Origin of the sequence: Pseudomonas rhizozeae, from assembly GCF_031583775.1 — a bacterium.
Taxonomy (GTDB): Bacteria; Pseudomonadota; Gammaproteobacteria; order Pseudomonadales; family Pseudomonadaceae; genus Aquipseudomonas.
The window spans coordinates 1-25,723 of record NZ_JAVLSB010000030.1; the positions used below are offsets into that span (position 1 = coordinate 1).

General features: G+C 62.6%; 20 protein-coding genes. 12 read left to right on the top strand and 8 right to left on the bottom strand.

Annotated elements, in window-relative coordinates:
* Positions 1–476 precede the first annotated feature (476 nt).
* Genes RG836_RS09430 through RG836_RS09440 form a run of 3 tightly spaced genes read right to left on the bottom strand, consistent with a single transcriptional unit; the run spans position 477 to position 4,705 of the window.
* Positions 477–2,591, bottom strand: coding sequence for an EAL domain-containing response regulator (locus RG836_RS09430; RefSeq protein ID WP_310844954.1), 2,115 nt, complete (start codon positions 2,589–2,591; stop codon positions 477–479).
* 9 nt (positions 2,592–2,600) lie between these two features.
* A complete protein-coding gene (locus tag RG836_RS09435) occupies positions 2,601–2,990 on the bottom strand; it encodes a response regulator (RefSeq protein WP_310844955.1) in 390 nt (129 codons plus the stop codon).
* On the bottom strand, positions 2,975–4,705 hold the full coding sequence (locus tag RG836_RS09440; RefSeq protein WP_310844956.1) for a PAS domain-containing sensor histidine kinase: 1,731 nt from the start codon (positions 4,703–4,705) through the stop codon (positions 2,975–2,977). Before RG836_RS09440 ends, RG836_RS09435 begins: the two co-directional genes overlap by 16 nt.
* Before the next feature lie 296 nt (positions 4,706–5,001).
* Here RG836_RS09440 and RG836_RS09445 point away from each other — a divergent pair, with 296 nt between their 5' ends.
* Complete coding sequence (locus RG836_RS09445) at positions 5,002–7,128, top strand: TonB-dependent receptor family protein (protein WP_310844957.1); 2,127 nt, start codon at positions 5,002–5,004, stop codon at positions 7,126–7,128.
* Positions 7,129–7,164: 36 nt separating this feature from the next.
* On the opposite strand, the gene RG836_RS09450 is transcribed toward RG836_RS09445, so the two are convergent.
* Entirely contained in the window at positions 7,165–7,563 is a 399-nt protein-coding gene (locus RG836_RS09450) for a nuclear transport factor 2 family protein (RefSeq protein ID WP_310844958.1), read from the bottom strand.
* Between the two features lie 187 nt (positions 7,564–7,750).
* Between RG836_RS09450 and RG836_RS09455 the strand changes: the two genes are divergently transcribed.
* Genes RG836_RS09455 through RG836_RS09470 form a run of 4 tightly spaced genes read left to right on the top strand, consistent with a single transcriptional unit; the run spans position 7,751 to position 13,529 of the window.
* Entirely contained in the window at positions 7,751–8,941 is a 1,191-nt protein-coding gene (locus RG836_RS09455) for an ABC transporter substrate-binding protein (RefSeq protein ID WP_409078065.1), read from the top strand.
* A 3-nt stretch (positions 8,942–8,944) separates the two neighbouring features.
* Positions 8,945–9,814: a branched-chain amino acid ABC transporter permease gene (locus tag RG836_RS09460; protein WP_310844959.1), complete on the top strand. Its 870-nt coding sequence runs from the start codon at positions 8,945–8,947 to the stop codon at positions 9,812–9,814.
* On the top strand, positions 9,811–12,303 hold the full coding sequence (locus RG836_RS09465; RefSeq protein ID WP_409078066.1) for a branched-chain amino acid ABC transporter ATP-binding protein/permease: 2,493 nt from the start codon (positions 9,811–9,813) through the stop codon (positions 12,301–12,303). Before RG836_RS09460 ends, RG836_RS09465 begins: the two co-directional genes overlap by 4 nt.
* Positions 12,300–13,529 (top strand): amidohydrolase family protein, encoded by a 1,230-nt coding sequence (locus tag RG836_RS09470; RefSeq protein ID WP_310844961.1) that lies wholly within the window; start codon positions 12,300–12,302, stop codon positions 13,527–13,529. The genes RG836_RS09465 and RG836_RS09470 overlap by 4 nt, the downstream gene beginning before the upstream one ends.
* Positions 13,530–13,579: 50 nt before the next feature.
* On the opposite strand, the gene RG836_RS09475 is transcribed toward RG836_RS09470, so the two are convergent.
* From RG836_RS09475 to RG836_RS09490, 4 genes are all read right to left on the bottom strand, one after another.
* Positions 13,580–14,272, bottom strand: coding sequence for a GntR family transcriptional regulator (locus tag RG836_RS09475; RefSeq protein WP_310844962.1), 693 nt, complete (start codon positions 14,270–14,272; stop codon positions 13,580–13,582).
* 115 nt (positions 14,273–14,387) lie between these two features.
* Positions 14,388–15,971 carry a gamma-glutamyltransferase family protein gene (locus RG836_RS09480; RefSeq protein ID WP_310844963.1) on the bottom strand — a complete coding sequence of 528 codons (1,584 nt, stop codon included), beginning with the start codon at positions 15,969–15,971 and terminating at the stop codon, positions 14,388–14,390.
* 88 nt (positions 15,972–16,059) lie between these two features.
* Positions 16,060–16,896 (bottom strand): hypothetical protein, encoded by an 837-nt coding sequence (locus RG836_RS09485; RefSeq protein ID WP_310844964.1) that lies wholly within the window; start codon positions 16,894–16,896, stop codon positions 16,060–16,062.
* A gap of 304 nt (positions 16,897–17,200) precedes the next feature.
* A complete protein-coding gene (locus RG836_RS09490; protein ID WP_310844965.1) occupies positions 17,201–18,481 on the bottom strand; it encodes a D-tagatose-bisphosphate aldolase, class II, non-catalytic subunit in 1,281 nt (426 codons plus the stop codon).
* Between the two features lie 132 nt (positions 18,482–18,613).
* On the opposite strand from RG836_RS09490, the gene RG836_RS09495 reads away from it, so the two are divergent.
* From RG836_RS09495 to RG836_RS09525, 7 genes are read left to right on the top strand one after another with little or no spacing between them, the layout of a single operon-like run.
* Positions 18,614–19,414 (top strand): DeoR/GlpR family DNA-binding transcription regulator, encoded by an 801-nt coding sequence (locus RG836_RS09495; protein ID WP_310844967.1) that lies wholly within the window; start codon positions 18,614–18,616, stop codon positions 19,412–19,414.
* Positions 19,411–20,382, top strand: a complete 972-nt coding sequence (locus tag RG836_RS09500) for an N-acetylglucosamine kinase (protein ID WP_310844969.1) — start codon at positions 19,411–19,413, stop codon at positions 20,380–20,382. Before RG836_RS09495 ends, RG836_RS09500 begins: the two co-directional genes overlap by 4 nt.
* 10 nt (positions 20,383–20,392) lie before the next feature.
* On the top strand, positions 20,393–21,652 hold the full coding sequence (locus tag RG836_RS09505; protein ID WP_310844971.1) for an extracellular solute-binding protein: 1,260 nt from the start codon (positions 20,393–20,395) through the stop codon (positions 21,650–21,652).
* Positions 21,649–22,557, top strand: coding sequence for a carbohydrate ABC transporter permease (locus tag RG836_RS09510; RefSeq protein ID WP_310844972.1), 909 nt, complete (start codon positions 21,649–21,651; stop codon positions 22,555–22,557). Before RG836_RS09505 ends, RG836_RS09510 begins: the two co-directional genes overlap by 4 nt.
* Complete coding sequence (locus tag RG836_RS09515) at positions 22,557–23,432, top strand: carbohydrate ABC transporter permease (protein WP_310844975.1); 876 nt, start codon at positions 22,557–22,559, stop codon at positions 23,430–23,432. The genes RG836_RS09510 and RG836_RS09515 overlap by 1 nt, the downstream gene beginning before the upstream one ends.
* A 24-nt stretch (positions 23,433–23,456) precedes the next feature.
* Positions 23,457–24,410, top strand: a complete 954-nt coding sequence (locus RG836_RS09520) for an SIS domain-containing protein (RefSeq protein WP_310844976.1) — start codon at positions 23,457–23,459, stop codon at positions 24,408–24,410.
* A gap of 32 nt (positions 24,411–24,442) precedes the next feature.
* Entirely contained in the window at positions 24,443–25,522 is a 1,080-nt protein-coding gene (locus RG836_RS09525) for an ABC transporter ATP-binding protein (protein WP_310844977.1), read from the top strand.
* Positions 25,523–25,723 lie beyond the last annotated feature (201 nt).

Genomic DNA, 25,723 nt, shown 5'->3' on the forward strand with positions numbered 1-25,723 from the left:
CCCGGCACATTCAATATGGATGTGGCCTGAGGCACCGCTTTCGCGAGCAGGCTCGCTCCCACAAAGGGCTAGGTACATCTTTGAGTACCGGGTTGGCTGTCAGGCCGCCATCGCTGGCAAGCCAGCTCCCACTGGTTCTCTGGGGGTTACAGAAACTGAATCACTGAAGCCAGCCTCCACAGATTTTTGAGTATTCACAGAATCTGTGTCATGAAGCCAGCTTCCACAGATTTTTGAGTGTTCACAGAATCTGTGTCACTGAAGCCAGCCTCCACAGATTTTTGAGTGTTCACAGAATCTGTGTCACTGAAGCCAGCTTCCACAGGATTGGCGGGTGTATGCAGTCCTTATGAACACCAGCGAAACCTGTGGGAGCTGGCTTGCCAGCGATGGCGATGGGTCAGGCGAAACATCAGTGGCTGAAAAAATGCACTCGCGAGCAAGCCCGCTCCCACAAGTGCTAAAGCCTCGGCGGCTCAAGTGAAGCACGGCCTCTCGCGCATCAGCGCCTGCAACTGCGCGATTGGCAGCGGTCGGCTGAACAAATACCCCTGCACCTGATCGCAACCATTTTCCGAAAGGAACGCCAGTTGCTCAGGGGTTTCTACACCCTCCGCAATCACCTGCAGGTTGAGACTGTGGGCCAGTTCGATGATGGTCCGGGCAATGGCCGCGTCTTGCGGGTTGCTGGTGACTTCACGGATGAAGGCGATATCGATCTTCAGTTTGTCGATTGGAAAACGCCGCAGGTACGCCAGGCTGGAATAGCCGGTGCCGAAGTCGTCGATGGAAATTTTCACCCCCAGCAGCCTCAAGGTTTGCAGGCTGGCGATGGTGTTCGCGGTGTTTTCCATCAGTGAGCTTTCGGTCAGTTCGACTTCGAGCCAGCGCGGGTCGACTTGATGATCGATCAGCGCTTGCTGGATGTCGGCGATCAAATCGCCCTCAATGATCTGCTGGCCGGAGACGTTGACCGCGACGTTGAATGGCCCCTCCCCCGCGCGTTGCCATTCGGCAATCTGACTGCACACGCGCCTGATCACCCACTTGCCGACTTCGCTGATCAGCCCGAGGTTTTCCAGCATCGGTACGAACACCGCTGGCGAAACGTGCGGCTGACCCGGTCGCGGCCAGCGCAGCAAGGCTTCAAAACCACAGATATGGCCGTCCGTGAGGCCAACCTTGGGTTGGTAAAACAACTCGAAGCGCTCCTGTTGCACTGCCTCGCGCAAGGCGTTTTCCATCTCTTGCCGCGCCGAGGCGTCGACGTTCATCTGCGCGGTATAGAAGCGGTAAGTGTCGCGGCCGATCTTCTTCGCCCGATGCATCGCCGTGTTGGCGTGCTTGATCAGACTTTGCGCGTCTTCACCGTCGCTGGGAAACAGCGCGATACCGATGCTGGCGGTCATCGCCACGTCTTGCCCGTCCACGCAAAACGGCACCCGCAGCACTTCGCGGATGCGTTCGACGGTTTGCAACGGGTCGGCCTGGCCTTCGCGGATCATCAGGATCAGGGCGAACTCATCGCCATCCATGCGCCCGAGGGTGTCACTGACATTCAGGCAACTGCTCAGGCGTTGCCCCAGCTCGGCCAGCACCTGGTCGCCCATCAAATGGCCCCAGGTGTCGTTGACGCTTTTGAAATCATCCAGGTCGACGGTCACCACCGCAGATTGCCATCCGCTGACCGCTGCCTGGGTCAGGCCCATCTGCAGGGTGGTAAAAAACAAGCTGCGGTTCGGCAGGCCCGTGAGGGTGTCGTAGTGAGCCATTTTCAGCATGCGCTGGTCACTTTCCTTGCGCTGGGAAATATCCCGCGCAATGCCGACGATGATCCAGTCGTCCCCGGTCTTGTAGGCCTGACGATGCACCTCCACCGGAATGTAGCTGCCGTCCTTGCAGCGGATGCGCGATTCCGTCGGCTCGCTGGGCCCGCGCCCGGCGATGATCTGGTCGTACAGCGCCGCCAGTTGTTCGGTGGTGTCGTCACTGAGGTCGGCCGGGGTTTTATTCAGCAACTCTTCGGTGGAGTAACCAAGCACACGGGACGCGCTGCGGTTGAACTCGATCAACGTCATGGTGCTGCGATTGATCAGGAAAATCGCATCGCCGGACGCGTCCATCGCCGAGCGGAAACGCTCCAGGTCGATGGTGCGCTGCTGCAGTTGTTCTTCCAGCATCAGGCTGTGGCTTTTCAAGTAATCGCCGAACGCCTTGAGCCGCAGCAGGTTGCGCACCCGCAGCCACAACTCGGCGCTTTCCACCGGTTTGCTGAGAAAGTCTTCGGCGCCCGCCTCCAGCCCGGAGATGCGCGCACTGTGCTCACCCAGCGCCGAGAGCATGATGATAGGAATGTTCGAGGTGGCCTTGTCACTCTTGAGTTGGCGGGCGACCTCGTAGCCGTCCATGCCCGGCATCATGATGTCGAGCAGGATCAAATCCGGCGGTCGTTGCGCGACCAATTCCAGGGCTTCCTCACCGGAGCCGGCGGTCTGGGTCTGATAGCCCTGATTCTGCAATAGCATTTGCAGCAGTTTGCGGACGTGGGTTTCGTCATCGACGATCAAAAGTGTAGCGGCGCTGTTGGGCATGTAGAGAGCTCAAATAGAGGGCTGTTGAGGCAGTGTGTTTTGCAGCAACGTGTCGATGACCCGGTAGAGCTCCTGGTAGCGCAAAGGCTTGATGATGTAGGCGTTGCAGCCCGCCAGGCGGGTTTTCTCTTCATCTTCCTTCATGGCCATGGCGGTCAGGGCGATCACCGGGATCGCCGCGGTCCGCGCATCTTTCTTGAGCAATGAGGTGGCTTTTAGACCATCCATTCCCGGCAACTGAATGTCCATCAGAATCAACGCAGGTTGTAGATCGCGCGCTAACTTCAGGCCGGTTTCCGCATCCGCCGCACAAATCACGCTGTGGCCGGCACTGGTCAACAGTAACCGGGCCAGGCGCATATTGGCGGCGTTGTCTTCGACGATCAGGATTTCGGCCATGGCGCCTCCACAGTGGTTGAACAACGGATCGGCAGCCACGCCACGAAGCGCGCGCCGGAACCTTCGAGGCTGGCGACCGCGACACAGCCGCCGTGTAACTCGGTCAATTGCTTGACCATGGCCAAGCCCAGGCCGGTGCCTTCGAAACGCCGGGCCAGGCTGCTGTCGATTTGGCTGAACGCCTTGAACAGCTTGTCCATGTTGTCTTGCGCGATGCCGATCCCGGTGTCGCTGACGCTCAGTTCCAGAAACTGCTCGAAATGGCTGTCCGGCACCTGAAAGCCATGCACCGGCCAGTCCCCTTCGAGGGTGCCCACCTGTGCGCGCGCGACTTGGCGCACGGCCAGGATGACCTGCCCGCCCGGCGCACTGAATTTCACGGCGTTGGCCAACAGGTTGTAAACGATCTGTTTGGTCTTGCGCAGGTCGAGTACGACCGTGCCAAGGTCAACGCTGGTTTCCAGTTTCAGTTGAATGCGTTGCAGCGCCGCTTTCTCGCGCACGATCAGCAAACTGTTGCTCAAAAGGCTTTGCAGCTCTACCGGTTCCAGCTCCAGCTCCATCATCCCGGCTTCGACCTTCGACAGGTCGAGGATGTCATTGATCAGCGACAACAAGTGCTGGCCGCTGTTGAAGATGTCGCTGATGTATTCGCGCTGGGTCTCGGTCATGTCACCGACCATGCCGTCCTTGAGCGCTTCGGAAAAACCGATCACCGCGTTCAGTGGCGTGCGCAACTCGTGGGACATCGTCGCGAGAAACTCGGACTTCATGTGGCTGGCGTGTTCGAGTTCGACGTTTTTCTCTTCCAGGGTGCGTTCGAAGCGCTTGCGCTCGGTGACATCGCGGGCGGCGGCGAACACCCCTTGCAGCTTGCGGTCGCGGTCATGGAACGTCGCGGCGTTGTACGAGACCACGGTTTCATTGCCGTTGTAGGCGCGCACCGTGAGCTCGTAATCGCTGACTTTGTTTTCGCTGAGCACCCGCTTGATCGCCGCGTCGGCGCGATCCGGGTCGGTAAAGAAGTTCTTGCACGGTGCGCCGATCAACTCGTCGCGGGTGCGCCCGGTGAGCGCCATCATCTGTTTGTTGACGTCGGAAATGATCCCTTGCGGATCGGTCATCATCAACGCGTCGATGTTCGATTCGATCAGTGAGCGGGTATAAAACTGCTGATCGCGCAAGCGCTGATCGAGCAACGCCTGGGTGGCTTCTTCCTGCTTGCGCGCGGTGTTGTCGGTGCCGATCAGCAGGTAGCCGATGATGATTCCGGCGCTGTCACGCAACGAGGTGACCGAGACCATCGCGGACAGGCGACTGCCGTCCTTGCGGATGTAGGTCAGCTCGTAGATGTCCTCGATGCCGCGCGAGGCCTTGAATACCAGGGCTTCGAACCCCGGAGTGATGGGTGTGTTGAGCTCCAGGCTGAGGGCGGCGGCGCGGGTGATCAGCTCGGTGGGATCGGAAATATCGGCCGGGGTGATCTTGTCGACCACGTCTTCGGATTGATAGCCGAGCATGCGTTCGGCGCCGACGTTGAAGATCTGGATGACGCCTTTTTCGTCGGTGGCGATGCTGGAAAAATACGCGCTGTTGAAAATGGCGTCCTGCAGCGCACCGGTCTTGAGCAGGCTTTTCTGTCGACGAAATTCGACAATTTTCTCGGCCCGGGACTGCGGCTCGGAGGGCGGACGATCGACTGGCGGTGTGTCCATTAATGGGTTTCCGTTTAACTCGCTGACCTGTCCGTGACGACGGTGCCGTAAAGCGTGCTTACGGAAAATCACCCGAATGAGCGATTAGAGGTTTCTGAACCATAGCAGAGCGTTGCGCCGAGAGTGCACTGGCAAGCTTTCAAAAGTCTTTCAAGTGTCGATTCCCGGTGAAAAACCTCGCGCCTAACGGGGTGCAGACGCAGCGCCGGGGAAAAAACCGGAACGGCCATGTGTTCCCCTCGCGACTTTCTGCGTCGCACTTTTTACTGCCCGTTCCTCTTGCCCTGGAGTTCTCGATGTCCTCAGCCAAATCCCTGCCCACTGCGTTGCTCGGTCTGGCGCTCGCCTGTCAGGCCATGGCTGAAGCTGAAGGTATGGAATTGGGCCAAGTGCTGATCCAGGCCCCGGACGCGCGCGGTGAAGACGCGGTGATCGACGACGCCAAGGCCCGTCTGGCCGAGGTGCCCGGCGGCAGCAACGTGGTGGACATGCGCCAGCCGCTGCAGGGCCGGGTCGCCAGCAATCAGGATGTGCTGGCCTATCAGCCGGGTGTATACGCGCAGTCGTCGGGCAACGAAGGCACCAAGATTTCGATCCGAGGCTCGGGCATCAACCGCGCGCCGGGCGCCCACGCTTCGGGGCTGTACGCGATGCTCGACGGCCTGCCGCTGACCGGCCCCGGCGGCACGCCGTACGAGTTGCTGGAGCCGCTGTGGCTTGATCGCGTGGAAGTACTGCGCGGCGCCAACGGTTTTGATCGTGGCGCCTTGGCCTTGGGCGGCGCCGTCGATTACATCAGCCACACCGGTTACGACGCGCCGCTGTTGCAGGTGCGCTACGCCATGGGCAGTCATGGTTATCAGCAGCGTCAGGTCAGTTCCGGGCAAGTGCTTGGCGACCTCGATTACTACGTGGCGCTGACCGACGCCAAGGCCGACGGCTATCAGGACCACACCGCCAGCGAGAGCCAGGGCGTGATCGCCAACGTCGGTTACCGCTTCAACCCGAACCTGGAAACGCGCTTCTACCTGCGCTACCGCGAGACCGACAACGACCTCGCCGGGCGCGTGACCAAGCGCTCGATTGAGCACTCACCGCGCGCGGCCAACCCGGCCTACGTGGCGCGGGACGACAGCCGCAAGCAACCGGGCAGCACCTTCTTCGGCAACAAGACCACGTTCTATATCGACGACGATTCGAGCATCCAGACCGGCCTGGTCTACCACGACTACCCGATGGATCTGCGCGAAGGCCCGAACCGCTTGAAGGTCGCCTACACCGACGTCAGCGGCACCTTCGACTACAAGCGCCGCGACACCTTGTGGGGCCTGGAAAGCCGTAGTACCGCTGGCCTGCGGGTGACCAAACACTTGCCCAACGCCGGCGCCAGCGAAAGGGTGCGCATCCCCGGCGGCAACACCGCTGGCTACTCGCCGGGCACCCACATGCGCAACTTTACCTACCAGGGTTCGGACACCGTGCTGCACCTGGGAAACGACCTGGAAATCGCCGACGACCTGTGGCTGACCACCGGCCTCGCCGCCATTTACACCCGCCGGGAAAGCGCCGTGACTTACCCGGACGGCGGCGGCAAGACCAGCCTCGGCGACTGGGATTACGCACCTCGGCTGGGCTTGCGTTACCAGCTCACGCCGGACCTGCAACTGTTCGGCAACCTCAGCCGCTCGGTTGAAGGGCCGCATCCGTGGTCGCTGATCTACAGCGCCAATCAGCGTTTCCCTGCCGGCAGCGGCCCCGCCACCGGCACTCAGCGCGACCCGGTCAAGCTGCAGAATCAGACCGCGACCACCCTGGAACTCGGCGGACGCGGCGACGCAATGGTGGGTGAATGGAGCCTGGCCTGGTACTACGCGCAAGTGCGCCACGAACTGCTCTCGGTGTTGCCCGACGCCAATGCCGTCACGCCTTACGAACTCAACGCCAGCCCCACCGTGCACCAAGGCATCGAAGCCAGCCTGTTCAGCACGCTATGGACGCCGGACGACGGCGGCCGCCTGAGCCTGCGCCAGAGCTACACCTTCAGCGACTTCCACTACCGCGACGACGAGCGCTTCGGCGACAACCGCTTGCCGGGACTGCCGATGCATTACTACCAGGGCGAGTTGCGCTACGACTGGCCGCAAGGCTTCTTCGCCGCGCTCAACACCCAACTCGCCTCCAAGGTTGAAGTGGATTACGCCAACAGCTACGAAGCCGATCCTTACGCCCTATTCGGTGCAACCCTGGGTTACAACGCCCCGAAGAACGACTGGCAAACCTGGCTCGACCTGCGCAACCTCACCGACAAGCGCTACGCCGCCACCGTCAGCCCCGGCTACGACGACAAGGGCCTCGACGTCGCCCGTTCCACCCCTGGTGAAGGCATGGCGGTGTACCTCGGGGTGTCGTGGAGTCTGCGCTGACCAAGGCGTTTGCCCGCCGGCTGACTGAGGATTCAATCAGCGGCGGGCAATCTCTGGCGTCAGCAGCCATTCGGCGCTGTCGTTCCAGACGTCCATGTGGGTGATCTTGCCATTACGCACTTCGAAGCGATCCAGGTAGCGGTTGCCCGAAAAGCTGCTGCCGTCCGGCCATTCGCCGTACAACGTGCCGTTGGAATACACCACGGTGTGGTCGCCACGGTCCATCCAGTCGAAATTGCCCAAGGCTTTCTTGACCCAGGCGTAGCGCGAACCGTTGAATGCGGTAATCGCCTGGGGCGTGGGCATCGCCCGGCCGCCGGTGAAGGTAATTTTCACGTCGTCGCTCATAAAGGTCGCTGCACGCACCGGGTCCGGCGCCATGGACGCCTCCAGAAAATTGCTAACAATCTGCACATCTTTATTGCTTTCCGACATCGCAATGACTCCTGAGTGAAGGGTTGACCGGTGGAGCGATATTGCCTCGACCTGGTGCAAGTCGCCTTAATTTGGCGCGTAAACCGGCACTTTATGCGGTAAACACAGCGCTTTCGTGGGCCGCCGTGACTGGCATCCTACTTGCTAGCAATAAATATGCAACTGCTAGCAATCAGGAGAATCCACTATGGCCATCCGGCTTCCAAACTTGCAACGTCTGCTGTTCCCCGTGGCTGCGGCAGTCACGCTCAACCTGGCGATGTTCGGTGGCGCGCAAGCGGCCGAGCCGATCAAAGTCGGCCTGGTGGCTGCCCTGTCAGGCCAGTCGGCAAAATCCGGCGAGGCCCTGACCCGCGGCCTGACCATGGCCATCAACGAAGTCAACGCCAGTGGTGGCGTGCTCGGCCGGCCTCTGGAACTGGTGCGCCGCGATGACGAGAGCAACCCGTCCAAGGGCATGCTCGCCGCGCGCGAACTGGTGCAGCGCGAGAAAGTTACCGTGCTGTTTGGCGGCCTCGACACCCCGGTGTCACTGGCGATTGTGCCGCTGGCCAACCAGATGAAAGTGCCGTTCATGGGCATCTGGGCCGCCGGCACCAAGATCACCGAGAACGGCGCCGCCGATAACTACGTGTTCCGGGTTTCCGCCGTCGATGAACTGGTGGACGAAGCGCTGGTGAAATACGGCGTCGACAAGGGCATGAAGAAGCCAGGGATGATCCTGATCAACAACCCATGGGGCGAATCCAACGAAGCAGGCTTCAAGCGCGCCTTGGAAAAACGTGGCCTGGCCAACGCCGGGGTCGAGCGTATCCAGGACAGTGATCTTGACGTGGTGCCACAACTCACCCGCCTGAAAAACGCCGGCGCCGACACCCTGCTGATGGTCGGCAACGTCGGCCCTTCGGCGCAAGTAGTGAAGTCGCTGGATCGCATGGGCTGGGACGTGCCGGTGGTGTCGCACTGGGGCCCGGCTGGTGGGCGGTTTGGCGAGTTGGCCGGGCCGAACGCTTCGCGCGTGCATTTCATCCAGACCTACGTCTTCACCGACAACAACAGCGCCAAGGGCGATGCCTTGCTGGCGGCGTTGAAAACCGCTTACCCGCAGATCAAAACCCTGGCGGACGTGACGCCTGCGGTGGGTATCGCCAACGCCTATGACGCCCTGCACCTCGCCGCCCTGGCCATCGCCAAGGCCGGCAGTACTGACGGCAAAGCGGTGCGCGACGGCTTCTATGGGATCACCGACTACGACGGCCTGATCAAGCACTACCAGCAGCCGTTCACCGCCACCCAGCACGACGCGCTGGGCCCGGACGATTACCTGTTCACGCACTTCGTCAACGACCAAATCGTCCCGCTCAAGCCTGAGGAATAAGCCATGTTCACCGCCGCCATCGTCACTGGCCTCGGCCTGGGCAGCATGTACGCGTTACTGGCGTTGGGTTTTCACCTGACCTACGTAGTCTCGCGCACCGTCAACTTTGCCCAGGGCAGCGCCATGATGGTCGGCGCGGTGCTGGGCTACACCTTCTGCATCACTTGGGGCTGGTCGCTGTGGTTGGCCCTGCCGCTGACGCTGATGCTCTGCGCCCTGTACGGCCTGGTGATCGAGCGCTGGCTGGTGCGGCCGTTCCACAGTCGCGGTTCGCAGGCGTGGCTGATGGCGACAGTGGCCGGCGGGATTCTGGTGGACAACCTGGCGCTGTTCACCTTTGGCAAAGAGCCGCGGCAATTCGAGAGCAGCCTGGTCAACCTCAACGTCGAGTTGTTCGGCAACCAGGTCGGCACCCTGCAACTGCTGATTCCGCTGGCCGGCGCAAGCATTGCCCTGGCGTTGTACCTGGTGCGCCGCTACACGCGCCTGGGCAAAGTGCTGGAAGCCTGCGTGCAAAACCCGCGCGCGGCGATGCTGATGGGGATCAACGTCAACCGGGTGGTGGCCATTGCCTTCGCGATCTCCACGGTGTTCGCCGCCGTGGCCGGTCTGTTGATTGCGCCGTTGTTCAGCGTCAACGCGGAGATGGGCATGTTGTTTGGCCTCAAGGCGTTTGCCGTGGCGATTCTCGGCGGCATCAGCAGCGCGGGCGGTGTGTTCGCCGCCGGGTTGTTGTTCGGCTTGACCGAAGCGCTGATCACTTTGTACTTCGGTTCGGCGTTCACCCAGATCTTCACCTTCGCCCTGGTGATCGTTGCATTGGCGATGCGCCCTAACGGTCTGTTCGGCAGCCAGGCACTGGTGAAGGTATGACACCCATGAAAACCCTCGCCGCGCCGTTGTTCATTGCCCTGCTCGCGCTTGTCTGCGGCGTCATGGCGTTTACCCTCGACAGCTACTCGCTGCTGGTCTTTACCCTCTGCGCCCTGGCGGCGGTGGTCGGGGTTGGGCTGAATATTCTGATTGGCCTGAGCGGGCAGATTTCGTTTGGCCACATCGCTTTCTACGCCATCGGCGCCTACGTCTCGGCGCTGCTGACCCTGGCCGGCTGGCCGCTGTGGCTGGCGTTGCCAATCGCCGGGGTGGTCGCCGGGTTGATTGGTGCGTTGCTGGCGATTCCGGCGTTGCGGGTCAGCGGCCCGTACCTGGCGATGATCACCATTGCCTTCGCGTTCGTTGTGCATCACAGCCTGATCGAATGGCGCGACGTCACCGGCGGCTCCAATGGATTGATGGGCATCCCGCTGCCGCAAGTGGGCAGCCTTGACCCTTCGATTCTCCTGGCGTTGCTGGCCGCCGCGTTGATGATCGGCGCCCTGTTGTTTTATCAACGCCTGAGCCACAGCCATTGGGGCAAGGCGATGCGCGCGGTGAAAGCTTCGGAAATCGCCGCCCGCTCCTTGGGCTTCAATCCGGTGATCACCAAGACCCTGGCATTCGCCTTGTCGGCGGCACTGACCGGGCTGGCGGGCGGTTTGCTGGCGCCGTTGCTGATGTTCATCAACCCGGAGTCCTTCCCGTTTTCCCAGTCGATCCTGTTTGTGCTGGCGGTGATCGTCGGCGGCAGCGGCATGCTGTTCGGTCCGTTGGTTGGCGCGTTGCTGATCGTGCTGGTGCCGGAATTGCTCTCGGATTTCGCTGAATACCGTTTGCTGATTTTTTCCGTTTTATTGCTGTTGGTGCTGTGGATCGCACCCAACGGCTTGCTCGGCGCCCTCGCCCGCCGCTGGATCAAACCGACGCGCCTGTTGCCGCCGACGCAGATCGATCAGCAACGGCTCGCCGCGCATTTGCGTAGCCGTGGCCCGTCGTCCGGGCTGCGAGTGACGGACATCGGCATTCGTTTCGGCGGCGTGCAAGCGGCGCAACACGTCAATCTGCACGCGCCGGCCGGCAGCATCACCAGCATCATCGGGCCGAACGGCGCCGGCAAAACCACGGTGCTGAACATGATCAGCGGCTTTTACGCGCCGGACAGCGGCCAGATCGAATTGCAGCAACCGCTGGCGGGCCTGCCGGCCTGGAAAAGCGCGCGGGCCGGCATTGCGCGCACCTACCAGACCACCCTGCTGTTCGGCGAAATGTCGGTGCTCGACAACCTGCTGGTGGCAATGCAGAAAGGTCGCCTCGGCCTGCCGTTCAGCCTGTCCACCGCCGAACAACGCAGCCTCGCCCTGGATCTGCTGGCGCTGGTCGGCTATCGCGGTGAAGTGAACATTGCCGCCGAAGACCTGCCCCATGTTGATCGGCGCCTGGTGGAAATCGCCCGCGCCCTGGCCACGGCGCCGGCGGTGTTATTGCTGGATGAACCGGCGGCCGGCCTCAGCCGTCGCGACACCGATGACCTGGCCGTGCTGCTGCGCAAACTGGCGGATTTTGGCTTGACGGTAATTCTGGTCGAACACGACATGACCCTGGTAATGGCGGTGTCCGAACACCTGCTGGTGCTCGACGCCGGCAAGCCGATTGCCTCCGGCCCGCCGGCAGAGATTCGCCAGAACCCGCAGGTGATCGCCGCGTACCTGGGCGGCACCGATTACCAGGCCACGCCGCGCGAACAGCGCTGGGATGGCAGCCGCGATGCGCGGTTGTTCGTCAAGGATCTGGTGATCGACTACGGCGCCTCGGCGGTGGTCAACCAAGTGAGCCTGGTGGTCAATCCCGGTGAACTGGTGGCGATTCTTGGCGCCAACGGCGCGGGCAAATCGAGCATCCTGCAATGCCTGGCCGGCCTGCACCGGGCCAGCGGCGGCAGCATCCTGCTGGACAACGAAAACATCGAAACGGCCAGCGCCAGCACCATCGCTGCCAAGGGTCTGGCCCTGGTGCCGGAGGGTCGTCAGGTGTTCCCGTACTTGAGCGTGCGCGACAACCTGTTGCTGGGCGGCTATTCGCGCCGCGAGGCGTTCGATGTCGAGGCGGAAATCGAGGCGATCCTCAGCCGCTTCCCGCGCCTGCGCGACCGCATCGACAACCCGGCCGGCCTGCTGTCCGGCGGTGAACAACAAATGGTCGCGGTGGGGCGTGGCCTGATGGCCAAGCCGAAAATCCTCCTGCTGGATGAACCATCACTCGGTCTGTCGCCGGCGATGATCGGCGAGCTGTACGACGCCCTCGCCGCCCTGCGCGACGAAGGCGTAACCATTCTGCTGGTGGATCAAATGGCTAACCTGGCCCTGCAAATCGCCGACCGTGCCTACGTGCTGGAAACCGGGATCATCGTCAAAGCGGCGAGCGCTGCTCAATTGCGTGACGACAAGCAACTGGCGGCGGCGTATCTGGGCGAGGGAGTCAGCGCATGAGCGCCTTGAGGATCATTAATGCCCGGCTGGGGGATGACGGGTCGGCCCGCGAGTTGTACGTCGAGCACGGCCACTTCGTTTCTGCCTTCAGCGACACGACTCGTGACTGGCAAACCCTCGACCTGCAAGGCCAGTTGATCCTGCCGGGGCTGATCGAAACCCACATCCACCTGGACAAGGCCTGCATCATGCAGCGCTGCCATTTGCACGAAGGCACCCTCGCCGAAGCAGTGGCACAGACCCGCGCGGCCAAGGCCGAATTCACCGAAGAAGATGTCTACCGGCGCGGCGCCCAGGTGCTGGACAAAGCCATCGTGCAAGGCACCACGCACATGCGCACCCACGTTGAGTTGGATCCGCAGATCGGCTTGATCGGCTTCAAGGCCATCCGCCGTTTACAGGCCGACTACGCCTGGGCGATCAGCCTAGAAATCTGCGTATTCCCGCAAGAAGGCCTGCTGAACAACCCGGGCACCGAAGCGCTGTTATGCCAAGCGCTGGAAAGCGGCGCCAGCGTGCTCGGCGGCTGCCCGTACATGGACAGCGACCCGCACGGGCAAATCCAGCGTTTGTTCGAACTGGCGGTGCGCTACGACTGCGACCTCGACCTGCACCTGGATTTCGACCTCAACCCCGAGGGCATGACGGTCATGGAAGTGGCGCGCTGCACCGAGCTGCACGGCTGGGGTGGCCGCGTCACCATCGGCCACGTGACCAAGCTGTCGACCCTGCCCAAGGAGCAACTGACGGTGCTCGGATTGCACCTGGCAAAAGTCGGCGTGCAAGTGACCTGCCTGCCGAGCACCGACCTGTTCCTGATGGGCCGCGAGACTTTTAACAACAAACCCCGGGGCGTGGCGCCACTGGCGCATTTGCATGCGTGCGGGGTGACGTGTTCGGTATCGACCAACAACCTTGGCAACCCGTTCACACCTTACGGCGATGCGTCGTTGATCCGGCAGGCCAACTTGTTTGCCAACGTCAGCCAAATGGGCACCGTTGCGCAATTGCTGCAATGCCTGGCGTGGGTGTCGAGCGAATCGGCGCGGATGCTGCGCCTGAAGGATTACGGCCTGCTGCCCGGTTGCCGGGCGGATTTCATCGTGTTCGACGCGCCCTCGCCAGCGGCGGTAATCGCCGAGATCAGCGCGCCATTGATGGGTTTCAAGGGTGGGCGGCAGACGTTCAGTCGCCCGGCCGGACAATTGCTCAAACCGAACCTTTGAATCGGCGAGCGACTGGAGCAGTTACCCCGCCTCAGTCGCTGGCTAACCCCTTAATCCGTCAACGCCTGCTTAAGGTTGAATTCCGCCGGCGCGCTCTCTTCCAGCGCCAATTGCCCTTCCAGTTCATCCAGGTGTTCGAGCATCACCGCCACGGCTTTGGCGTTATCGCCCTGCTCCAGCGCAGTGATGATGTCCTGATGTTCGTCCGAGGCGCAGGACGGCACGTCGTTGCGCTGATACAAGGCCACGATCAGCGAACTGCGCACCATCAGGTTAGCCAGGATGTCACTGAGCACCGTGTTGCCGCTGATCTCGCCGAGCATCAGGTGAAACTCGCTGAGCTCACGAACGATGGCCCGGCGATCGGTGTCGTTGGTGGCCTTGCGTTCGTTGTTCATGTGGTTGGCGATGCGCTGGCGCTGCTTGCGCATGATCGCCGGGGTGATCGCCTCGACAATCGCCCGTTCGACAGCGCGCCGGGCGCTGAAGATGTCCCGCGCTTCCCGTGCCGTGGGCTGGGCGACCATGGCGCCGCGATTGGCCTCGATCGTCACCACTTTCTGCATCGCCAGGCGCTGCAACGCCACCTGCACATGGTTGCGGTTGGCCTGCAAGGTCTCGACGATGTGCGCTTCGATCAAGCGCGTGCCGGGCGGCAGCCGATGCTGGGCGATGGCCTTGAACAGCGCATCGACGATTCGTTGCACCTCAAGCTGTTTGGCGGTGACAGTGCTCAAGCCCATCCTTTCCTCTGTTGTCCGGATAGCCTCATGCCAATACACAAGGCTGCGGATGGCGGGCAATCGGCGGCATTATCCGCCAGCGGCCCGAACCCGGCAAACGCTCGATGGCTTGAATTCACGCCGGGGCTACTTCCGCCTGTCCGAGGCCCGTGCCTTCGCCGCGCGGATCGTGCATGGCGCTGCGCAAGCCGTTGGCATCGATGGCGATGATCCCGGAGTGGCCGGTCATCGGGCTGCGCGGCGGGATGCTTTCCACCTCATGCCCCAGCGCCGCCAGGCCGTTGACCGTGGCCGCAGGCATGTCGCCCTCAAGCTTGAGGTTGTCGGTGCTGTCGAAAAAGCTGCGACCCAGCAGAAAACGCGGGGCCAGCAGCGCTTTGTCGATGGGTTGCTGATAGTCGATCAATTGCGTGGCCAGGACCATTTGCGTCTGCGGTTGACCGTCGCCGCCCTGGGTGCCGAAGAACCAGCGACGGCCGTCGTCCGCCAGGTAGCAGGACGGGTTGAGCGTGTGCGCCGGACGCTTGCCGGGGGCCCAGCCGTTGACGTGCTCAGGGTTGGCGTTGAAACCGGCGGCGCGGTTCTGCCACAGCACACCGGTGTCGCCGAGGATGCAGCCCGAGCCGAAATCATGAAACAGGCTCTGGATCAGGCACGCCGTGCGGCCCTCAGCATCGGTGGCGGCCATCCAGATGGTGTCAGCGGGACGCCCCGGCTCATTCCACGGCGCGGCGCGCTGATCATCAATGGCATCGGCGTAACCCTGGACCTGTACGTCGCCGAGGCTCGCGGCAAAATCCCAGGCGCGGGTCGTCGGATCGCACAGTTGCGCATTGCGCCGCAGCAGGCCTTGTTTGATGGCTTCCACCAGGTAGTGATAGTAAAGCGCGCTGCCATTGCCGACCTGCGCCAGCGGCTTGTGCTGCAGCGCGGCCATGGCCTGCAAGGTGTACAAACCCTGGGACGGCGGCGCGACGTTGTACAGCCGGCCGGCGCGGTAACGCACGGAAATCGGCGCCACTTCATGGGCGCGAGTGGCGGCTAGATCCGCTGCGGTCAAGCCGCAACCGAGCCGATCGAACGCAGCGCCAAAGGCCTCGGCCAGTTCCCCTTGGTAGAACGCCTCGACCCCGTGTCGGGCCAGATGCCGCAGGGTGTTGGCCAGCTCCGGCTGGCGCAGGTTGTCGCTTTCGCGCAACCAGCGGCCACCGGTCTTGCACAGGCGATTGAGGTCCGGCAGTTGCTCGATCAACGGCTGGCGCAAGGTCTGCCAGAACACGTGGGACTGCGACACCGGCGTGCCGGCATCGGCGACACACGCGGCGTCTTCCAGCAAATCCGCCCAGCCGAGCCTTGAGCCCCACTGCTCACGGCTGATGCTCGCGGCGGTCTGCCAACTGGCCAGCGCGCCCGCCGTGGACGCCACCGACGCCGGACCGCGCACGCTGATAGCGCCGCCCTCGGGCAAACGCTGTCCAGCCTGGCCGATCCCCACGATGGTGCGCACTTGGCTATCGTGGATCATCCATAGGGCGTCGCCGCCCAAACCGGTCATGTGCGGGAAACACGCGGCGAGCATGGCACTGGCGGCGAGCATGGCGTCGATGGCGGTGCCGCCCGCGTCGAGAATGCGCAGACCGGCGGCGCTGGCCTCGGCGTGCGGGGTGCAGATCACAGCACGGCGGGAAGTCGCGATCATAGAGAAAACCTTCTTTGCTAGCGATCGGTAAATTGATTGTTAGCAAAGCAAGATATGTGCCCGTCGCTGGCGCCTGACGGGCTGTTCATCAATCGGTCGAGTGGCCGTCTCGTCTCGCCAGCCTAACGATGCCGGGATGCTCCGGCAGGTCTTCGAAGAAGCGCTCGCCATCGGGCTGCCAGCTCTCTTTCATCACCGCGCCGAGGCTTTTGTAGTACTGGGCTAACTGGGTGATGTTATTGATGATGGTCCACACGTTGTTGCGCACTGCCGCTATCGGAAATTCCCCTGCCCGCGCTATCGCTCCGGTAACGCCGCCAGTCACGGCAATGTTGTTTTTTTCATGGTTGATCATGTAGGTCAGGTAGTTCACCTGCGGTCCGTGACGGATCACGTTGTACTGCTTGACCGCAAACGGGCGGGCCGGGTCGACCCGGGAAATCTCACGGTTGATGGCATCGATCACCTGCCGCTCTTCGTCTGAGCCCGACAGCACGGTGCGCGGTCGCCCGGCGCCGCGAAAGGTGATGATGTCGTGGGCGTCGTAATCCCCGGTGAAGACTTTTTTCTGCCAGGCGCTCTGGCTTTTCAGTTGTGCGAGGCTGGCTTGCAGATCGTGCACATTGATCGGGTAAATGGTTTTGTCATTTTCCGCAGCGCCGCTCAGGTAAATGCCCACCAGCCCGGTGTCGTCCCAATGGCCGACACAGCCTTCCAGGCCAGCCTCCTTGAGGCGCTGAAGAATGACGCCGGCCTGATCCGGCGGATAAGCCCTGGCGATCGTACTGGGTTTGATGGTCTTTTCCAGAATGTTGTGGCCTTTGGCGGCGGCGCCCCGCTCCAGGGCGAGGATGGTGGCGTTTCCCGCCGCCCTGAAACTGATCGCGAAATGACCGTTGGTCGAGGCTCGTTCGATCGCCTCCATGTGCATTCGGGAGATAAATTCCCGGGCTACTTGTCGTCGGGTTGCTGCGTCATTCGCCATAGGGCAGGCCACCTGAAGATGTCGATAATTAAATGTCCATCAACAGAACGCGTCAGCCTGCGGATTTATTCCCGCCCCGCGCCGAGCGGTGGGGCGAACGGTTTACCGGTTGGTAATTGTCGAGCCTTCGGTGGTCTCGGCAAACACACCGCCGAACACCTTCGCCGCTATTACTAAACCCACCCGGCGCTCGCCACCGAGCACTCGCCGCGCAGCCGCCGCTACCGGGTGAAGGAATCGCCGTTTACTCCCCACACGCCGCCTGATACTGCGCCAACACCTGCCCAATCGCCGCCAGCACAAGACTTCGAGCCGAGGAGTCGGCCTGGCCGCTGGCGACGTACGGGTAGAGCTGTGGCAGGTATTGGCTGACCAGGGTCTCGGGGATGGGCTCGTCGCCGAAGGCTGAGAACATCGCCTCGACTGCGCGGCTGGCAGCTGCGAACGGCCAGTAGTAGCGGATCCGGTCGCTGTAGCTGAAGTGGCGTTGCACGCGTCGTGCAGCGTCATCGCCGTGGTAGTAGTGGTCCCAGTAGTGGGGTTCGGCGAGCATCAGGCTTTCCATGGTGCTGCGCAGGCTTTCATGTTCCGGCAGCGGGCGCATGGCCGCGGCGATGTGGTCCAGGGCGTAGAGTGCTTCGCGCAGGGCGAAGGTCAGGCCGGGGCCGACTTTGAGAATCGCAAAGCCATCGCGTACCAGATGTTGCAACGCAGCGGTCGGCTGATAATCGGTGGAGTGCGCTTCAAACACCAGTTGCGGTTCGCCCTGCAACAGGGCGCTGAGTTGTTGTGCTTTTTCTGGTTGATAGACCACCACGTTCTCGTTGCCGAACTCGACGCCGGGCTGCACGACCAGGCCAATCACCCGGGCGAACACGCTGTTCAGCCCCTTGGACAGAAAAGCCTGGCGATGCAGCTCGATCGTTTCGAGGGCTGATTGCGCGGTGGTGACTTGCAGATCCTCGACCTTCTCCGAGGCGCCTCCCGGCACCGGCACTTCGGTACCGATCACGTAGAACGGCGGCGGCAAACCGGCCTCGTTCACTGTGCGCTCGACCACCGCCGCCAGGCGTGCGGCGCGACCGGCCACCAGCGCGCCGTCCAGCGGGTCGTTTTCCCCCAGGCAGGCCATGCTGGTGTCCAGATGAATCTTGCGAAAACCGGCGCGGGCGTAGGCTTCCAGCATGCGTTCGGCATTGAGCATGGCTTGCTGCGGCGGCAGGTGTTTCCACGGGTTCGGCCCCAGGTGATCGCCACCGAGAATCAAGCGCTCGGGATCGAAGCCGACGCGCCCGGCGATCTCCAGCACAAAACGCTGGAAGTCCGTCGGGGTCATGCCGGTGTAGCCGCCCTCATGGTTGACCTGATTGCACGTCGCTTCGATCAGCACCGGCGCCGTGCCGTCCTTGCCGTTGCGCAATGCCGCTTCGATCACCAGCGCATGCGCCGAGCACACTGACGTGATGCCCAGGACGCGACCTTGGGTGTGAGCCTGCGCCAGTTTTTGAAGATAATGACCGTGCATGACCGCTGCCTCTCAATGACGTGGGAGGTCACCTTACGAGAGCGAAACGATCAAAATCAATCATAAATTTGATTGACAGTGATTTTTTTAGCTCTATATTTCATTTCAATGAATCACTAACGAGCAACTACAGTGACCAAAGACGAGCGCCTTTCGCTGATTTGTCAGCACCTGTACAGCCATGGCGAAAGCACCATTCAGACCATCGCCGACGTGGCGGATGCGTCCCTGGCCACAGTCCGTCGCGACCTGCTGACCCTGGAAGCCGACGGCACCATCCACCGCACCCACGGCGGTGCGCGGATCGCCAAGAGCGCCGGGGTCGAAGTGGCCTTCGACCTGCGGGAAAACCAAAACCTGTTCGCCAAACGCGCCATTGCTGAACTGGCCTATGAACAAATCGCGCCGGGCTCGACGATTTTCCTCGACGCCGGCACCACCGTGCTGCAATTGGCCCGGCGCCTGCGCCTTGATCCGCTGCCGCTGTCGGTGTTCACCAATTGCCTCAACGTCGCCCAAGTGCTGATGAATACGCCGGGCATCAAGATCGTCCTGCTCGGCGGCCAGCTGCGCGCGGAAAACGCCTCGATGGTCGGCGCCCTTGCCGAAGCGATGATCGAAAACCTGTGGTTCGATCAACTGTTCCTCGGCGCCGGCGCCATTGCCCCGGACGCCTGCATCTACAGCCTTGACGCCAGCGAAGCCCAGCTCAACCAGAAGATGCTGGCCCGCGCCGGCAGCACCTTGCTGCTGGTGGATTCGAGCAAGTTCGATCAACGCCTGACCTATCGCGTCGCACCGCTGGACAAGGCGCTGACGGTGATCAGTGACGAGCACCTCTCCGCCAGTTGGTGGGCGCGGTTGCGCGAACAAGGCTGCACCACGTTGCAAGCTTCCAGCCAAAGCGTCGCCGCCCAGGACGCTCAGGCGTGAGCGCGTGCGTGCTGGGCCTGGACAGCGGCGGCTCGAAAACCCTGGTAGCGGTTGTCGATCGCCAGGGTCGGCTGCTGCACCTGGAGAGTGCGGCCGGGCTCGATCCGATCGCCAATCCTCTATGGTCCGGCCAACTGCACGCCTTGCTGCAAGTCCCCGATCGATCAAACCTGGCCGCTGCGGTGCTCGGGCTGCCACTGCACGGTGAATCAGCCGCGTGTTCCAGCGCGCAATGTCAGGTCGCACAACAAGCGCTGCCCTGCGCGGCCCTGGTCGATAACGACGTGCGGATTGCCTTCGATGGCGCGTTCGCCGGGCAAGGCGCAGGCGTGTTGATGCTCGCCGGCACTGGCTCGATGGCCTGGGCCAGCCGCAACGAGCCGGGCGCCGAGCAGGTACGTGTCGGTGGCTGGGGCGATGTGTTCGGCGACGAAGGCAGCGCCTGGTGGATCGGCTGTCAGGCGTTGATCCTCGCCAGTCGCAGCCTCGACGGCCGGGCCGACGAACCTCGCCTGACCGAAGCGCTGCTCAAGCACGTGCAACGGGCGCCCGAACAGCTTGCGGACTGGGTGTACGGCGTGGCCAATCGCCGCGCCGCGATTGCCGCCCTGGCCGAACAGGTTTCAGCCTGGGCCAGCGCCGGTGATCCGGCGGCCCTGCGCATCCTTGATGCAGCGGCCGCGCACCTCGCCGAACACATCACTACCGCCTGGCGCCGAATCGGCCAGACCGGCCCGGTGACCTGGAGTTACGCGGGCGGCGTGTTCGCCAACCCGCAGATGGTCGACGGCATTGCCCGCCGATTGGGCAACGCCGCGCAGGCACCACGCCTGCCGCCCATTGGCGGCGCCCTGTGGCGCGCCGCTCACAACGCGGGATGGAACCCCGACCAGCACTGGATTGAACAACTGTCCCACACCCTTCACAGCTCACTTGCACTGCCATCAACCTCCCCCTTCACGATGTAGAGGTTTTGCCATGCTCCGACGCCATTTGCTCGCTTCACTCGCGATATTGCCGCTGTCGTTTGCGGTTCCGGCTTTTGCTCCGCTGGCCAGTGCGGCCAGCGTCACCGAAGTGTTGCTGCCGCCCTGGGGCACGCTGCCCAAACCCATGACCGAGCGCCTGGCCAAGGACACTGGCGTGACCCTCGACACCCAGACACTGGGCTGGGACCAGATTCTGACCAAGGTTGCGACCTCGATGATCGCTGGCAGCCCGCCGGCCGATGTCACCGAAGTCGACTGGTCGTGGGTCGGGCAATTCGGCGCCGCGAATTGGTATCAGCCGTTGAACGATGCAGTGGACGCCGCGACCCTGGCGGACATTCCCTCGGCGAAATTCTTCCTGTTCGACGGCAAGCAACTGGCAGTGCCTTACGCCAACGATTTCCGCGTGCTGATCTACAACCGCGATCACCTGTCCCGTGCTGGCATCGGCGCCCCGCCGACCACCCCCGAACAATTGCTGGCGGACGCCAAAGCGATCAAGGCCAAGAACATCAGCCAATACCCGATTGCCCTGCCCTTGTCCGCCAGTGAAGGCAGCGCCACCGCGTGGTATTTGCTGACCAAAGTGTTCGGCGGCGAACTGTTCAACGACCAGCTCGAACCGCAATTCGTCAAACCTGATTCAGCCGGCTACCGCGCCATGGCGTTCGAGATCGAGGCGCTCAAGCAAGGCTTGATCAGCCCGGCGGCCACCGGCCTCAAGGACGTCGAAGTGCAGGAGCTGTTCAAGAAAGGCGACGCCTCGTTCGACCTTGCCGGTTGGGCTGGCAACGTTGCGGTCTACAGCGACCCGGCCAAGTCGCAAGTGGCCCCGCATGTCGCCGCCGCGCTGATGCTGACCACCACTGGCACCGCGCGCACGATCGGCCTGCCGGAAGCCATGGGCATCCCGACCACGGCGAAAAATCCGGCCGGCGCCAAGACGTTTATCAACTGGTTCATCAAGCCGGAAAACCAGATCGAGAGCTACACCACCCTCGGCAACCTGCCGACCCGCACCAGTGTGCTCAAGCAGCTGAATGCTGAAGGCAAGCTCAAGAGCGGTGACGTAATTCTGCAACAGGCCGGGCTGGTCGATCCGCTGTTCAAACAGGGCACACCGGTCTGGTATCCGCAGTTCACCAGCGCCGTGTCGAGTGCGTTGAACCAGGCGGCCAAGGGTCAATTGACCGTGGACCAAGCGGTGGCGCAAATCGCTGAAGAAGCCAAGAGTGCGATGCAGCCGTGATCAATCTAGCCGCCATTCGGGAACGCTTGCGGCCCACGCCGGGGGAAACCTGGCTCGGCCTGGCCTACGTGCTGCCGATCATTCTGGTGATGGCCAGCCTGGTGTTTGTGCCGCTGGTGTCCACGGTGCTCGACAGCCTGTACCGGATCGACCCAATGCGCCCCGGCACGCCTTTCGTTGGCCTGCTCAACTACCAGAACCTGGCGGCGGACAGCAATGTCCAGCACGCCACCTGGAACACCCTGGTGTATGTGTTGCTGGCCGTGGTGCTGGAAACCCTTGGTGGCCTGGCCGCTGCACTGTTGCTGAACAAAGTGCGCTACGGCCGGCAGTGGTTGCTGGCGATTCTGGTGCTGCCGTGGTGCCTGCCGCCGGTGGTCAACGCGCTGGTCTGGTTGTGGATCTACAACCCCAGCTACGGCGTGTTGAACAATGTGCTCAAGGCCATCGGGCTGATCAGTGAAAACCAGGTGTGGTTCAACGATCACCACACCGCGTTGCTGCTGATTGCCCTGGTGCACGTGTGGCGCATGCTGCCGCTCACCGCGATCATTTTGCTCGCGGCATTGCAGGCGATTCCCGGGGATTTGTACGAGGCCGCCAAGCTCGATGGCGCGGGACGGATCAAGTGCTTCCGGATGATCACCCTGCCGCTGATTGCCGGTGGGCTGGCGATTGCGCTCAGCCAGTCGACAGTGTTCGCCTTCAACCTGTTCGATGAAGCGTGGATCCTCAACGGCGCAAGCCTGGATACCCGCAGCCTGATCATTCAGGTGTACATGTCGGCGTTCCAGAACCTGAAGTTCTCCTACGGCATGGCGCTGTCGGTGCTGGCGATGATCGCCTCGCTGCTGGTGTCGATGGTGTATGTGCTCAAGGTCTACCGCGAAACGAGGTTCGACTGATGCGCCGCTATTTCCTCGAAGGCTTGGGCAAGGCCGGTTTTGCCCTGGCGATTCTCGCGCTGATTCTGTGGTCGCTGGGCCCGGTGTATTGGGCGGTGGTCACCAGTTTCACCGACCCGCGCGAGATGCTCAGCGGCACCCTCAGCCTGTGGCCGCAACACCCGACCCTGGAGCATTACGCCAAGTTGTTCGGCGCGAGCAGCCTGTCCCAGGGCAATGAAGTGCAATCGGTGTGGCAGCAGTTTTCCCGGGCCTTCATCAACAGCCTGGTGACCTCGGTCGCGGCAACGTTGCTGACCCTGGTGGCAGCGGCGTTCGGTGGCTACGCCTTTGTGCGCCTGCGCTTTCCCGGTCGTGATTTGCTGTTCGCACTGGTGGTGGCGAGCATGGCGGTGCCGGCCTACACGGTGATGATTCCGCTGTACCGTTTGATGATCAGCCTGCACCTGATCGACACCTACCTCGGCGTCACACTGATCTACGTCTCGGCCTTCCTGCCGCTGGCCTTGTGGCTGATGCGCAGCGTCTACCAGTCGTTGCCGGTGTCGCTGGAAGAGGCCGCGTGGCTGGACGGCGCCGGCCGCACCTACACGCTGGTACGCATCGTCTTGCCGCTGGCGGCGCCGGGGCTGATCGCCACCGCGATCCTGACCTTCCTCAGTGCCTGGGGCCAGTTCATGGTGCCGCTGGTGTTCTCGCCGTCGCTGGCCACCAAGTCGCTGACCGTGCTGATCCCCGAATTCGTCACCCGCAACTACGTCGACTACGGCCTGATGAACGCCGCTGGCGTGGTTGCGATGTTGCCACCGGTCTTACTGGTGATTTTCCTCAACCGTTTCCTGGTGCGCGGGCTAATTGCCGGCGCGACCAAATAATTGATCTCTTCAAGGACTGCCGCCATGAACATCACTGAACACGTCATCGTTGAGCAATTCCCGTTCTGGGCACCCGCCCTGACCCAGCCGCTGCCGGATTTCAGTGCTGCCACCACCGTGGTGGTCGGTTGTGGCACGTCGTACTACCTGGCGCAAAGCGTGGCCAGTGCGATGAACCTCAACGGCAAGCGCGCCATCGCCGTCCCTGGCGGTGAATGGGCCCGTCGCCCCGAGGCCTACCTGGCCGACACCACTGGCGTCAAAGTGATCGCCCTGTCGCGCAGCGGCGAATCCACCGAAACCGTGCAAGCGGTCGACGCCAGCCGCGCCCGTGGCCTGGAAACCCTGGGCATCACCTGCGAGAGCGAAAGCAGCCTGGCGCGCAACAGCGATCAAGTGTTGTTCGCTCCGACTCACGCTCAGGAAGGCATTGTCATGAGCAGCTCGGCGAGCTTGATGCTGCTGCTCGGTCTGCGCCTGGCCGGCGTCAGCCTCGACCCATCGATTGCCGCCAGTGCCGAACAGGCGATGCGCACACTCGACAGCCAACTCGACAGCGACGTGCTGTCGCGCTCGCATTTCGTCTACCTCGGCGGCGGCGCGTACTTCGGGCTGGCCAGCGAAGGTTCGCTGAAATTGCAGGAGATGAGCCTGACCTACACCCAGGTGTTCCACCCAATGGAATACCGTCACGGCCCGGTCAGCCTGGTCGACCACAAAACCTGCGTGGTGCTGATCTACAGCCCCGACACCCTCGACGAAGAACGTCAGCTGTGCGCCGAATTGCAAGCCAAAGGCGCGCTGGTGATCGGCTTCGGCGGCCCCGGCGACCTGTCGATCGACATCGCCCAGCAAGGCCTGGACCGCAGCCTGGCGATTCTGCCGGCGCTGCAGTTGTTCGGTGAACGCCTGGCCCAGCACAAACACCTCGACAGCACCGCGCCGCGTCACCTGACCAAGGTTGTGCGCCTTTCCTGAATTGCGGGTCCGACACAGGTGGTTTTTTCGATATGGCAACGGTCAACATCCAGCAACTGCGTAAAAATTACGGCACGATTCCGGTGCTGCACGGCATCGACCTGGAGATTGCCGACGGGCAATTTGTGTCGCTGGTGGGCGCCTCCGGCTGCGGCAAATCGACCCTGCTGCGGATGATCGCCGGGCTCGAATCTGTAACGTCCGGCAGCATCGAACTCAACGGGCGGGTGATCAATGATCTGTCGCCCAAGGACCGGGACATCGCCATGGTGTTCCAGAACTACGCGCTTTACCCGCACATGACCGTGGCGCAGAACATGGGTTTCAGCCTGCATCTGCGCAAGGAGCCGCCGCAACGCATCGACCAGGCCGTGCGCGAAACCGCCGAGTTGCTGGGCTTGGCGCCATATCTGGATCGCTACCCCAAGGCGTTGTCCGGCGGCCAGCGCCAGCGCGTCGCCATGGGCCGCGCCATCGTGCGTCAGCCGCAGGTGTTCCTGTTCGACGAACCGCTGTCGAACCTCGACGCCAAACTGCGGGTGCAGATGCGTATCGAGATCCGCACCCTGCAACGGCGCCTCGGCACCACCGCCATCTACGTGACCCACGACCAGATGGAAGCCATGACCATGTCCGACCTGATCGTGGTGATGAACGCCGGGCGCATCGAGCAAGTCGGCGCGCCGATCGACGTCTACGACCACCCGGCCAACCTGTTCGTCGCGACCTTCATCGGCTCGCCGGCAATGAACCTGATCGAGGGAACGCTGGAACATGAAGCCGGACTGTCCCTGGTGCGCGTCGGCGATCACCGCATTACCCTCGGCCGCCCGATCGACCTGCCACCGTCCACCCCCGTGGTGGTTGGCATCCGCCCGGAACACGTGACCCTGGCGCCGCTGGAGGGCCCGACCTTCTCCCTGCCGTTCAATGTCGAACTGATCGAACCCACCGGCGCCGACAGCCACGTCTACGGCCGCGCCTGCGGCACCCAGGTCGTCGCCTCCCTCTCCCGTCGCGACAGCCTGGCCCTGGGCGAACACGTCACCCTGCGCGGGCGTTGTGAACAACTGCATGTGTTCGACAAGGCGAGTGGGTTGCGGGTGGTTTGAAGTGGGACGCATGGCTGGGTAAGCGCGGCGCAAGCGCCTTCTTACCCTACTCTCGGATGTTGCCTACAGCTTCGTCGAGGGTGATGCCAATATGCTGGTTGTTGTGAAAACAACGTCTGAGTGTCGATCACTGACGGCCGGCCCGGGCCACCGGAAAAGCCGTAAATACTCGCTTTATTTCAAATTTAGATTGTCGAGTAT